The organism is Microbacterium sp. AG790, from assembly GCF_003634765.1.
GTDB lineage: Bacteria > Actinomycetota > Actinomycetes > Actinomycetales > Microbacteriaceae > Microbacterium.
This window is the reverse complement of sequence record NZ_RBWZ01000008.1, coordinates 251,818-264,128: the sequence shown is the minus strand read 5'-3', so window position 1 is coordinate 264,128 and position 12,311 is coordinate 251,818. Positions and strand designations below refer to the sequence as shown.

Genomic DNA, 12,311 nt, shown 5'->3' with positions numbered 1-12,311 from the left:
AACCCACAGATGAAGACCGCCGAGATCGCCCAGCGCTACCTGGACTACTTCGAGAAGAACGGGCACACGATCGTGCCCTCCGCGTCCCTGGTCACCGACGACCCGGCACTGCTGTTCACCGTCGCCGGAATGGTGCCCTTCATTCCCTACCTCTCCGGCGACGTGCCGGCGCCCTACCCGCGGGCGGCCGACAACCAGAAGTGCATCCGCACCAACGACATCGAAGAGGTCGGCAAGACCCCGCGGCACGGCACCTTCTTCCAGATGCTCGGCAACTGGTCGTTCGGCGACTACTTCAAGGAAGGCGCCATCCGCTACGCCTGGGAGCTGCTGACCACCTCAGAGGAGGAGGGCGGGCTCGGCTTCGACCCGAAGGACCTGTGGGTCACGGTCTACGAAGAGGATGACGAGGCGCACGACCTGTGGCTGCGTCTGACCGACCTTCCCGAGGAACGCATCCAGCGCCTGGGTAAGGACACGAACTACTGGTCGACGGGCCTGCCCGGCCCCGCGGGCCCCTGCTCGGAGATCTTCTTCGACCGCGGCCCCGCGTACGGCATCGACGGCGGACCGGCAACCGACGACGACCGCTATGTCGAGATCTGGAACCTCGTGTTCATGCAGTACGAGATCACGGATGTGCGCAGCAAGTACGACTTCACGATCGTCGGAGAGCTGCCCAACAAGAACATCGACACCGGCATGGGCCTGGAGCGCATCGCGTTCCTCAAACAGGGCGTCGACAACATGTACGAGACCGATCAGGTGCGCCCCGTGCTCGATGCGGCCGTCGCCCTGTCGGGAAAGTCCTACGGCGCGAACCACGACGACGACGTCCGTTTCCGCGTCGTCGCCGACCACGTGCGCTCCTCGCTCATGCTGCTGAGCGACGGCGTGACCCCGGCGAACGAAGGTCGCGGCTACATCCTCCGCCGCCTCATGCGCCGCGTCATCCGCTCCATGCGTCTGCTGGGTGTGGACGGAGCGACGTTCGCGACCCTGTTCGCGGCGTCGCGGGATGCCATGAAGGACGCCTACCCGGTGGTCGGCACCGACTACGACCGTCTCGTGACCTATGCCCTCGCGGAGGAGGCCACGTTCCTGCGCACGCTCGCTGCCGGCTCGGAGAACCTCGACGCGTCCATCGCGGCGGCCAAGGATGCCGGGACCACCTCGATCGGCGGCGCGGAGGCGTTCCTGCTCCACGACACGTACGGCTTCCCGATCGATCTCACGATGGAGATCGTCGAAGAGGCGGGGCTCACCGTGGACCGCGACGCGTTCGACACCCTGATGCACGAACAGCGGGCCCGAGCGAAGGCGGATGCCCGCTCCCGCAAGCGCCAACTCGCCGACACGAGCATCTACCGCGACTTCCGCGCGAAGGGCGAGACGGTGTTCACCGGGTACACCGACTGGGAGACCGAGTCGACCGTCCTCGGACTGCTCGTCGACGGCGCCCCCGCGCAGCGAGCGCTGCAGGGCCAGATCGCCGAAGTGATCCTCGCCGAGACCTCGCTCTACGCGGAGAGCGGCGGCCAGGTCGCCGACAAGGGTGTGATCGTGGGACCCGGCTACGAGCTCGAGGTGCTGGACGTGCAGCGTCCGGTGCCGGGGTTGGTCAGCCACACGGTCGAGGTGACCTCCGGCGAGGTCGGCGTCGGCCAGCCCGCGACGAGCGTCGTGGATGCCGTCAACCGCCGTGCCGCGCAGCAGGCGCACTCCGCGACCCACCTCGTGCACGCCGCCCTCCGCGACACCCTCGGGAAGTCCGCGACGCAGGCCGGATCGCTCAACCGCGCCGGCTACATGCGGTTCGACTTCTCGTGGGGTCAGACGCTGTCGGAGGCGACCAAGACGGAGATCGAGGAGATCGCCAACAACGCGGTCCGCGACAACCTGCAGGTGACCACCCGCGTGCTGCCCCTCGACGAGGCCAAGGCAGCCGGCGCGATGGCGCTGTTCGGGGAGAAGTACGGCGACACGGTGCGTATGGTCGACATCGGCGGGCCCTGGTCGCGCGAACTGTGCGGCGGCACCCACGTCGGCTCGAGCGCGGAGATCGGCCTCATCAACCTCGTCGGAGAGTCGTCGGTGGGCGCCTCCACGCGACGGGTGGAAGCCCTCGTCGGTCTCGACGCCTTCCGGGAGCTCGCTGCCGAACGCGCCATCGTCTCGCAGCTGTCGACCTCGCTGAAGACACCGAAGGACCAGCTGGCCAGCCGAGTCGCGGATCTGGCCGCAAGCCTGAAGGCGGCCGAGAAGCGCATCGCGCAGTTCGAGGCGAAGGCGCTGGAGAGCCGGCTGCCGGAACTGGCCGGATCGGCCCAGGCGACCGGGGCGTTCCGTCTCGTCGCCCAGTCGTTGGGCGTCGCGGCCTCGGCGGACGACGTGCGCACGCTGGCCTTGCAGGTGCGCGAGCGCGTGGGAGCCGGCGCCGTCGTCGCGCTCGGCGCCGTCGTCGGCGGCCGGCCCGTCGTCATAGTCGCCACCGACGACACTGCGCGCGCGGCGGGAGCGAAGGCGGGCGTGCTCGCGAAGAACGCCGCAGCCGTGCTCGGCGGCGGCGGAGGCGGACGTGACGACGTGGCCCAGGGCGGCGGAACCGATCCGGATGCCCTCCCGCACGCGCTCGCAGCGGTGACGCGCGCACTGGAGACACCCGGCGCGTGAGCGGCTTCCGACCGGGCGTGCGCCTCGGGATCGACGTCGGCAAGGCGCGGATCGGGGTCGCCCGGTGCGATCGCGACGGACTGCTCGCCGTTCCCGTCGAGACGGTTGCGCGAACGGATGCCGCGGCGGCGCACATCGCCCGGCTCGCCGAGGAATACTCCGCGATGGAACTGCTCGTCGGGCTGCCGATCAGCCTGTCCGGTGGAGAGACCGCCTCCACCGACGATGCCCGCGCCTTCGCGAGGGAGGTGCGCGCGGCATCCGGACTGGAGGTGCGCCTCGTCGATGAGCGCCTCAGCACGGTGAGCGCGCACGCGGCGCTGCGCGATGCCGGACGCTCCCAGCGTTCGTCTCGTAGGATTGTCGACCAAGTCGCCGCCGTCGTCCTGCTGCAGCAGGCGATCGACGTCGAGAAGAGCACCGGTGCCCCCGCCGGTGCCGCATTGCCCGACCCGCAGGAGCCCGCCTGATGTCTGACACCCCGCCGAACGACGACGAGTTCGCGGACCTGTTCAGCAAACTGCCGACGCCGCGCACGCAGGCGCCGTCATCCGGTGGCGCGGCATCCGTGCCGCCATCGCGCCGCGCCGCGCGGGAGGCGGCCGCAGCGGCGAACGCCGCGTCAGAGACCCCGTCGTCGCCGCAGAGCGCACCGATCGCAGCACCGATCTCCGCGCGCGCCGCGGACGAGACCGCGGATCCCCGCCCCGAGACCGCCGCGGCAGCGCCGGCGGCACCGGCACCGGCGTCGCCAGAGGCCGAGGCCGTTCCGGTGCATCAGCAGCTCGATGCGCTCTTCAGCGGGGACTCGCACTCCGATCGCGGGCGCGGCAAGAGCCACGACCGCGATCGCCGAAAGAGCCGCATCGCGGGCTGGGTGATCTTCGGGGTGATCCTCGCAATCCTCGGCGGCATCGTGGGGGGTGGCTTCTACGTCTGGAACACCTACGAGGACAAGATCCGCGCGTTCATGGGGTGGGAAGAGCCCAAGGACTACGAGGAGGGCATCGCCGAGGGCGACGCGACGGTGACGATCGTCACGGGCGACACCGGATCGACGATCTCGACGTCGCTGTTCCAGGCGGGCGTCACGAAGACGGACACCGCCTTCTACGACTACCTGATCAAGACCGGCCAGAACCCGGACTTCCAACCGGGCGTGTACACGCTCAAGCAGAAGATGTCGTCCGCGGCGGCCCTGAAGGCCCTGGAAGACCCCAGCAGCCGACGCGAGAACACCGCGCAGCTGCCCGAGGGCTTGACCATGGGCTCGACCCTGACGCGACTCGCCGACGGAACCGGCATCCCGCTCGCCGATCTGCAGGCGGCGGTCGCCGATCCCTCGCAGTACGGCGTCAGCGCGACGACGCTCGAGGGCTGGCTGTTCCCGGCGACGTACACGTTCGATCCCGGGACGACGGCGCAGCAGGTCATCAAGACGCTGGTCGATCGCACGGTGGCCTCTCTCGACAAGGCAGGCGTGCCGACCGACCAGCGCGAGCGCATCCTCACCGTCGCGTCGATCATCCAGCGCGAGGCACGGTTCACGGCCGACTTCTACAAGGTGTCCCGAGTGATCGAGAACCGCCTCGATCCCAACAACGAGGAGACCCACGGCCTGCTGCAGATGGACTCGACGGCGCAGTACGGCTACAACGAGATCAACAAGGGCACGGCCAGCTCCTCGGCAGAAGCCCTCGCCAACGACAACCCGTGGAACACGTATCTGCACCCGGGTCTTCCGATCGGGCCGATCGCCAACCCCGGCGACCTGGCCATCGACGCGGCGATGCACCCGGCAGACGGGCCGTGGCTGTACTTCGTGACGGTCAACCTCGATACCGGCGAGACGATCTTCAGCACCACGTATGCCGAGCACGAGAAGGCCGTGGCGCAGTGGCAGCAGTGGTGCGCCGCCAATGACAGTGCCGACTGCTGAGGTCCCGACCGGATCGCTCCTAGAGGTGTGGGGCGACCCGATCGCTCACAGCCTCTCGCCGCGGATCCACGCCGCGGCGTACGCCGCACTGGGATGGGACTGGAGCTATGGACGCCGACGAGTCGCAGCGGCGGACTTCTCGCGCGAGCTGGGCGGCCTGGGCGCGGCGTTTCGGGGCCTCTCGCTGACGTTCCCCCTGAAGACCGAGGCCTTCGCCGCCGCGACGCACCGCGATCGCACGGCCGAGCTCACCGGCGCCGTCAACACGCTCGTTCGCGCGGACGGACAGTGGCGGGGCTTCAACACTGATGTCGGCGGAATCGTCGGCGACGTGCGAGCCCATGGTCTCGAGGCGATCGAGACCGGCCGCATCGTCGGCGCGGGGGCGACGGCGACGTCGGCGCTCGTCGCGCTCGCACAGCTCGGCGCGCGCACCGTCGAGGTGGTCGCGCGACGCCCCGACGCGGCCCACGCCCTTGCCGAGCTGGGGGAGCTTCTGTCGGTCGCCGTCTCGATCGCGGCGCCGGACACGGTGGCGCCGGCATCCGTCCCGCTCACCGTCTCCACCCTGCCCGGCGGCGCCGCGCTGCCGGACGACACCGCCCGACGGATCGCGTCCGGCGGAGGGCTGCTCTACGACGTCGTGTACGGCCACTGGCCGACCCCGCTGGCCGTCGCATGGCAGGCGGCGGGTGCTCCCGCCGTCAACGGCCTCGGCATGCTCGTGCGACAGGCCGTGCTGCAGATCCGCGCGTTCCGAACGGGCGACGTCGACGAGCCACTGCCCGATGAGGATGCCGTCGTGGACATCATGGCCCGTGCGCTCGTGGGAGACTAGGCGAATGCTCCGCGTGCTCACGGCCGGCGAATCGCACGGCCCCGAACTCGTCGCCTTCATGGAGGGACTGCCCGCCGGCGTCCCCGTCTCCCGCGCCGCGATCCAGGCGGATCTCGCGCGGCGCAAGCTCGGCTACGGCCGCGGCTCACGGATGAAGTTCGAAGAGGACGAACTGACGATCTCCGCCGGCGTCCGGCACGGCCTCAGCATGGGCAGCCCGATCGCGCTGCGCATCGGCAACACCGAGTGGCCCAAGTGGACCGAGGTCATGAGTGCCGAGCCGGTCGAGATGACCGAGATGTCTCGCGGCCGCGGCGCCGCGCTCACCCGCCCCCGCCCGGGCCACGCCGACCTGGTCGGCATGCAGAAGTACGGGTTCGACGAGGCGCGTCCGATCCTCGAACGCGCGAGTGCTCGCGAGACGGCGGCGCGCGTTGCTCTGGGCGCGATCGCCCGCTCGTTCCTCGGTGAGCTCGGAATCCGTCTCGTCAGCCACACGCTGTCGATCGGCCCCGTTCAGGTGCCGTCAGGGGCGGCCCTTCCCACTCCGGACGACGTCGCCACACTCGACGCGGACCCGCTGCGCTGCTTCGATCCCGCCACCTCGGAAGAGATGGTCGCCGAAGTGGATGCCGCGAAGAAGGACGGCGACACGCTGGGCGGCATCGTCGAGGTTCTCGCCTACGGCCTGCCGCCCGGGCTGGGCTCCCACGTGCAGTGGGATCGCCGCCTCGACGGCAAGCTCGCGCAGGCCCTCATGAGCATCCAGGCGATCAAGGGCGTGGAGGTCGGCGATGGCTTCGAGACCACGCGTCGCCGCGGCTCGGCGGCGCACGACGAGCTGTTCGCGGCATCCGAGGGCATCACACGCTCCTCGGACAAGGCCGGCGGCACGGAGGGCGGCATGTCCACCGGGACGGTGCTGCGCGTGCGCGCGGGCATGAAGCCGATCGCGACCGTGCCGCACGCGCTGCGCACGATCGACGTCACGACGGGCGAGGCCGCCACGGCGCACCACCAGCGCTCCGACGTGTGCGCGGTGCCCGCGGCGGGCGTGGTGGCCGAGGCGATGGTCGCGATCGTGCTGGCCGAAGCGGTGCTCGAGAAGTTCGGCGGCGACAGCGTCGGCGAGACGGCCCGTAACCTCCGCAGCTATCTCTCCGCGATCCCCGAGACGCTGCAGACGGCCGCGGACAGCGACGACGCCCTCGGATGACGAGTCCTGCGATCGTCCTCATCGGCCCGATGGGGGCGGGTAAGACGAGCGTCGGCAAACGTGTGGCCAAACGGCTGGGCCTGCCGTTCACCGACAGCGACGCCGTGATCGTTCGTGAACACGGCCCGATCGAGACCATCTTCGCCACGCACGGCGAGGCGCACTTCCGCGAGCTGGAACGCGAGGCTGTGGCCGACGCGCTCACGAGGGGCGGCATCGTCGCACTCGGCGGGGGAGCGGTGCTGCACCCCGACACCCAGGCGGCGCTGGCCCATCACCACGTCGCACTGCTGACCGTCGCGCCGCACAATGTGGCCGCACGCATCCGCGGCGGCGCGCGCCCCCTCCTGCAGGAGGGCGACGCCGTCGAGCGCTGGCATGAGATCTACGCCGCACGGCGCCCCCTGTACGAACGGCTCGCCCAGGTGAGCTTCGACACGTCCGCCGGTCCTCTGCAAGATGCGGTCGACGCCCTCGCGGCGTGGATCGAGGCGGAGCTGGCCGGCGACGATCACGCCCGAGGAGCACACGAATGACCGACACCACCGTCATCGGCGTCGCCGGCGACCAGCCTTACGACATCACGATCGGACGGGACATCCTCGGCATGGTGGGCGACGCTGTGCCGCCCGCCGCGCAGAAAGTGCTCATCGTGCACCCGCCGACGCTGTCGGCCGCCGCCACCGAGCTGCGCGCGTCGCTGCTCGCCTCGGGGGAGCGGCAGGTGCTGCTTGCCGAGGTGCCGGACGCCGAGCAGGGCAAGCGTGTCGAAGTCGCGGCCTTCTGCTGGCAGGTGATGGGTCAAGCCGACTTCACGCGCACCGACGCGGTCGTCGGCTTCGGCGGCGGAGCGGTCACCGACTTGGCGGGCTTCGTCGCGGCGACATGGCTGCGCGGCGTCGCGGTGGTGCAGGTGCCCACGACGGTGCTCGGCATGGTGGATGCTGCCGTCGGCGGCAAGACCGGCATCAACACGGCGGAGGGAAAGAACCTCGTCGGCGCGTTCTGGCCGCCGCGTGCCGTGATCTGCGATCTGGCGCTGCTCGACACGCTCAGCCGCAACGAGCGGGTGGCCGGGTTCGCCGAGGTCGTGAAGGCCGGCTTCATCTGGTACCCGGAGATCCTCGACATCATCGAGGCCGACCCCGAGGCTGCCGTCGACCCGCAGTCAGCCGCGTTCCGGCGCTGCATCGAACTGGCCATCGAGATGAAGGCGCGCGTCGTCGGCGAGGACCTGCGCGAAGCCGGTCTGCGCGAAGTACTGAACTACGGGCACACGCTCGGCCACGCGATCGAGCACGCCGAGCGGTACCAGTGGCGCCACGGCGCAGCGATCTCGATCGGCATGCTCTTCGCCGCCGAGCTCTCACGACTGGCCGGCCGACTGTCCGACGATGCCGCCGCGCGCCACCGCCGCATCCTCGAACTGCTGGGACTGCCGACCTCGTACCGCTCGGGCGCGTGGAAGCAGCTGCTGGCGACCATGCAGCGCGACAAGAAGACGCGCGGTGCGATGCTGCGTTTCATCGTGCTCGACGACATCGGCAAGCCGACCGTCCTGCAGGCGCCGGACGAGTCCCTTCTGTTCGCGGCCTATCAAGAGGTCGCCGAGTGAGCGTTCCCGTCGTCCGACGCGTCCGCGCGGCGGAATGGCGGGAGATCCGTGATCTGCGTATCGACGCGGTCGGGGACCCGGCGGCATCCATCGCCTTCCTGTCGACCGTGGACCAGGAGCGTGCGCACGAAGAGGAGTTCTGGCGCGAGCGCGCGGCCGGCGCATCACTGTCGGATGAGGCCGCGCAGTTCATCGCCGACGACGAGGGGCGTTGGGTCGGCACCGTGACCGTGCTGCTGAGGGCGGCGGGAACACCCGATCATCTGGGCCGGCCGGTGGCCGACGCGCGCGCGGACGTCGTCGGCGTGTACGTGGCGCCCTCGCAGCGGGGGTCGGGAGTGCTCGGGCGCCTTGTCGACGCGGCGGCGGCATGGGCTGCGGATCGAGGCGCAGGCCAGCTCACGCTCGACGTGCACGTCGACAACCATCGCGCGCAGGGCGCCTATCGCAAACTCGGCTTCGTTGCGACGGGCGAGACGTTCACGAGCGTGATCGGCCCCGAGATGATCATGGTGCGTGCCGGTAGGGTGAGCGCGTGACGACCCCTCGACGCATCCTGCTGGTGAACGGACCCAACCTCAACCTGCTCGGCATCCGCGAACCCGACGTCTACGGGCACGACACCCTCGCCGACGTGGAGCGCATCGTCCAGGATGCCGCGGCTGCTCGCGGCTTCGACGTCGAGGCGATCCAGAGCAACCACGAGGGCGTGCTGATCGACGCGATCCACGAAGCCCGCACCACCTGCGCCGGGATCGTGATCAACCCCGGCGGTCTCACCCACACCTCCGTCGTGCTGCGCGACGCACTGTCGGGAGTGTCCCTTCCGGTCGCCGAAGTGCACATCTCGAATGTGTACGAGCGCGAGAGCTTCCGCCATCACTCGTACGTGGCCGATGTCGCCGCCGTGCACGTCATCGGCGAGGGCGTCGCCGGCTACGCGCGCGCCACCGCACTGCTGATCGACGTCATCGCCGGCGCCGCCGAGGGCTGAGCCCCGGACGGCAATGCGGCCGTGGGCTAAGATCGACTGTCGGCCGCGCGCCACCGCGTGCGCCACCTCGAACTCACGAACGGAAACTCCACACTCATGGCATCGACCGCAGACATCAAGAACGGCGTCGTCCTCAGCATCGACGGACAGCTCTGGAGCGTCGTGGAGTTCCAGCACGTCAAGCCCGGCAAGGGCGGCGCGTTCGTGCGCACCAAGCTGAAGAACGTGATGACCGGCAAGGTGGTCGACAAGACGTTCAACGCGGGCGCCAAGGTCGAGATCGAGAACGTCGACCGCCGCGACTTCACCTACCTCTACAACGACGGCGAGGGCTTCGTCTTCATGGACGTGGCGGACTACGACCAGATCACGGTCGGGGCCGCGACCGTCGGCGACACCGCGAACTTCCTGCTGGAGAACCAGCAGGTGCAGATCGCGCTCAACAACGGCAACCCGCTCTACATCGAGCTGCCGGCATCCGTCGTGCTGGAGATCACCTACACCGAGCCGGGCCTGCAGGGCGACCGCTCGTCGGCCGGCACGAAGCCCGCCACCGTCGAGACCGGCTACGAGATCCAGGTGCCGCTGTTCCTGGAGACCGGCACGAAGGTCAAGGTCGACACCCGCACGGGCGACTACCTCGGCCGCGTCAACTGACGACCGGTCTTCGAAGCGATGAGCGCACGGTCCAAGGCGCGTAAGCGCGCCCTCGACATCCTCTTCCAGTCCGACGTCCGCGGCGATGAGCTTGCGGTCACCCTCGCCGCGGAGGCGAAGCGCGCGGCGAACGAGCCCGCTCGCGAGGCGTCGTGGCTGTACGCCCGCGAGATCGTCGACGGTGTCATCGACAACCGCGACGAGATCGACGAGCAGATCATCACCCACGCCCGGGACTGGAAGCTCGAGCGGATGCCGGCGGTCGACCGCGCCATCCTGCGCCTGGCGGTGTGGGAGCTGATGTTCAACGATGAGGTGCCCGCCGCGGTCGTGATCGACGAGGCCGTGGAGCTGGCGAAGGAGTTCTCCACCGACGATTCCGGCTCGTTCGTGCACGGAGTCCTCGGGCGCATCGCCCGCACCGCCTGAGCCGGCTTGTGCCGAGGAGGGAGCGCGGGTGATGTCCGTTCTCACCCTCCGCATCGTCGACCCCTGGCTCATTGTCAGCCTGTGTGCCGCGAGCGCGGCCGCCGTCGTGTTCTTGCTGCTGCGTCGCCGCCCCGCGCCCTGGCCCCTGTGGGCGGCCGCCGCGTTCTCGGCAGGTTGGCAGGCCGACAGCGACGTGGTCCCCGGCGCCGGTCATGTGGTCGACGCCTTGGAGGGCGGGCTCGCCGAAGGCTTCGCCCGGCTGTATCCCCGCCTCGGCCTCTCTGCACCCTGAATCGCCCGCACCGCCTGAGCGGCGGCTCAGGCTCCCACGCGTAGACTCGGGAGCTGTTCGACCAGGAGGACCCATGCGGATCACAGGCCTCGGCCACGCCGGAATGTTCATCGAGACGACGGGCGGCAGCATCCTCTGCGACCCCGTGATGGGTCCGAGCTTCTTCGGCTCCTGGTTCCCGTTCCCCGACAACCGCGGCCTGGACTGGGAGCGCTTCGGGAAAGCCGACTTCCTCTACATCTCGCACCGCCACCGCGATCACTTCGACCCGGCGCTGCTGGAACGGTACGTGCCGAAGGACATTCGCGTCCTGCTCCCGGAGTACCCGACGGACGACCTCGAGGTGGACCTCCGCCGCCTCGGCTACGACAACATCGTCTACACGCAGGCGGGGCAGACTCTGGAGTATCCGGGTGGTCTGAAGATCATGGTGACGCCGCTGCGGGCGCCCAGCGACGGGCCCATCGGCGACTCATCACTGAGCGTGGACGACGGCACCGCCAGCATCCTGAACCAGAACGACTCGCATCCCCTCGACCTCGATCGTCTGCTGTCGTTCTCCAAGCCCGACGCCTACTTCACGCAGGTCTCCGGCGCGATCTGGTGGCCCATGGTCTACGACCTGCCGCAGGACTCGAAGCAGCACTTCGCGAAGCTCAAGCGCGACGCGCAGAACAAGCGGGCGATGTACTACATCGAGAAGGTGGATGCCGAGCACGTCTTCCCGATGGCGGGACCGCCCATGTTCCTGCGCGAAGACCTGTTCCGCTTCAACGGGTGGGGGCTGGAGGACGACTCGATCTTCACCGATCAGCGCCAGTTCCTCGCGCACATGCGCGCCGAGCGCCCGGACCAGAAGGGCTACGAGTTCGTGCCCGGCACGCAGGTCGACCTCAACGGTGGCGTGATCGAGATCACGCAGACCCTCTACACGCCGGATGAGATCGACCGGGTCTTCGACGACAAGTGGGCCTACCTCGCCGAGCAGCGCGACAGCCGCCAGGCGGAGGTCATCGCGGAGATCGAGACGCGGGCCGAGCCGATGGCACCGGATGAGATGCTCGCCGCGCTGCAGGAGTGGTGGGAGCCGCTGCTGCGTCGCGCCCGCACGATCCGCACCGGCGTCGGCGGCAACGTCCGCTTCCGCATCGGCGAGCTCGACATGCTCGTCGACTTCCCCAAGGCGAAGGTGCGGGAGTACGCGGGGGAGGAGTGCATCTACTGGTACACGATCCCCGCCGATCTCGTCTCCACCAACATCCGCGATCACGAGATCGACTGGTCGAACTCGATCTTCCTGTCGATGCAGTTCGAGGTCGGCCGCAGCGGCAAGTTCAACGAGTTCCTCACGACCTTCCTGAAGTGCCTGTCCCGCGACCGCATCGAATACGTCGAGAACTGGTATGCGGAGCAGTCGGACCAGACCGAGGATGCCGAGATCGGCGAGTGGACTGTGCAGCGTCGCTGCCCTCACCTGCGCGCCGACCTCACCAAGACCGGCAAGATCGAGGACGGCGTGCTCACCTGCGCGCTGCACGACTGGAAGTGGGATCTGGCGAGCGGGCAGTGCCTCACCGCGCCCGGGCACCCCATCCGTGCATCTCGGGTCGTCGAAACGGCATCCGCGCAGACCTCGTGACGCGTCGCTGACGCCGCCG

13 protein-coding genes are annotated in these 12,311 nt (G+C 69.4%); all 13 read left to right on the top strand.

Annotation, left to right across the window (positions count from 1 at the left end):
• Positions 1 to 9 precede the first annotated feature (9 nt).
• The 13 genes from alaS (at position 10) to DEU37_RS09080 (ending at position 12,292) form a co-directional block, all read left to right on the top strand.
• A complete protein-coding gene (gene alaS / locus DEU37_RS09140) occupies positions 10 to 2,673 on the top strand; it encodes an alanine--tRNA ligase (RefSeq protein WP_121190392.1) in 2,664 nt (887 codons plus the stop codon).
• The gene (gene ruvX / locus DEU37_RS09135; RefSeq protein ID WP_005049544.1) at positions 2,670 to 3,143 is read left to right on the top strand and encodes a Holliday junction resolvase RuvX; all 474 of its coding nucleotides are present in this window, start codon (positions 2,670 to 2,672) and stop codon (positions 3,141 to 3,143) included. The genes alaS and ruvX overlap by 4 nt, the downstream gene beginning before the upstream one ends.
• Positions 3,143 to 4,612 (top strand): endolytic transglycosylase MltG, encoded by a 1,470-nt coding sequence (gene mltG / locus DEU37_RS09130; protein ID WP_121190390.1) that lies wholly within the window; start codon positions 3,143 to 3,145, stop codon positions 4,610 to 4,612. Before ruvX ends, mltG begins: the two co-directional genes overlap by 1 nt.
• Positions 4,593 to 5,450 carry a shikimate dehydrogenase gene (locus tag DEU37_RS09125; RefSeq protein WP_121190388.1) on the top strand — a complete coding sequence of 286 codons (858 nt, stop codon included), beginning with the start codon at positions 4,593 to 4,595 and terminating at the stop codon, positions 5,448 to 5,450. Before mltG ends, DEU37_RS09125 begins: the two co-directional genes overlap by 20 nt.
• 4 nt (positions 5,451 to 5,454) lie before the next feature.
• Positions 5,455 to 6,666, top strand: coding sequence for a chorismate synthase (gene aroC / locus DEU37_RS09120; protein ID WP_121190386.1), 1,212 nt, complete (start codon positions 5,455 to 5,457; stop codon positions 6,664 to 6,666).
• On the top strand, positions 6,663 to 7,202 hold the full coding sequence (locus tag DEU37_RS09115; RefSeq protein WP_121190384.1) for a shikimate kinase: 540 nt from the start codon (positions 6,663 to 6,665) through the stop codon (positions 7,200 to 7,202). Before aroC ends, DEU37_RS09115 begins: the two co-directional genes overlap by 4 nt.
• Positions 7,199 to 8,281 (top strand): 3-dehydroquinate synthase, encoded by a 1,083-nt coding sequence (aroB, locus tag DEU37_RS09110; protein ID WP_121190382.1) that lies wholly within the window; start codon positions 7,199 to 7,201, stop codon positions 8,279 to 8,281. Before DEU37_RS09115 ends, aroB begins: the two co-directional genes overlap by 4 nt.
• Complete coding sequence (locus tag DEU37_RS09105) at positions 8,278 to 8,820, top strand: GNAT family N-acetyltransferase (RefSeq protein ID WP_121190381.1); 543 nt, start codon at positions 8,278 to 8,280, stop codon at positions 8,818 to 8,820. The genes aroB and DEU37_RS09105 overlap by 4 nt, the downstream gene beginning before the upstream one ends.
• Positions 8,817 to 9,275: a type II 3-dehydroquinate dehydratase gene (gene aroQ, locus DEU37_RS09100; protein WP_121190379.1), complete on the top strand. Its 459-nt coding sequence runs from the start codon at positions 8,817 to 8,819 to the stop codon at positions 9,273 to 9,275. The genes DEU37_RS09105 and aroQ overlap by 4 nt, the downstream gene beginning before the upstream one ends.
• A 96-nt stretch (positions 9,276 to 9,371) precedes the next feature.
• Positions 9,372 to 9,932, top strand: coding sequence for an elongation factor P (gene efp / locus DEU37_RS09095; RefSeq protein ID WP_121190495.1), 561 nt, complete (start codon positions 9,372 to 9,374; stop codon positions 9,930 to 9,932).
• Positions 9,933 to 9,950: 18 nt separating this feature from the next.
• Complete coding sequence (nusB, locus tag DEU37_RS09090) at positions 9,951 to 10,361, top strand: transcription antitermination factor NusB (protein WP_005049553.1); 411 nt, start codon at positions 9,951 to 9,953, stop codon at positions 10,359 to 10,361.
• 31 nt (positions 10,362 to 10,392) lie between these two features.
• Complete coding sequence (locus tag DEU37_RS15090; RefSeq protein ID WP_259457229.1) at positions 10,393 to 10,653, top strand: hypothetical protein; 261 nt, start codon at positions 10,393 to 10,395, stop codon at positions 10,651 to 10,653.
• Positions 10,654 to 10,726: 73 nt separating this feature from the next.
• A complete protein-coding gene (locus DEU37_RS09080) occupies positions 10,727 to 12,292 on the top strand; it encodes a Rieske 2Fe-2S domain-containing protein (protein WP_121190377.1) in 1,566 nt (521 codons plus the stop codon).
• Positions 12,293 to 12,311 lie beyond the last annotated feature (19 nt).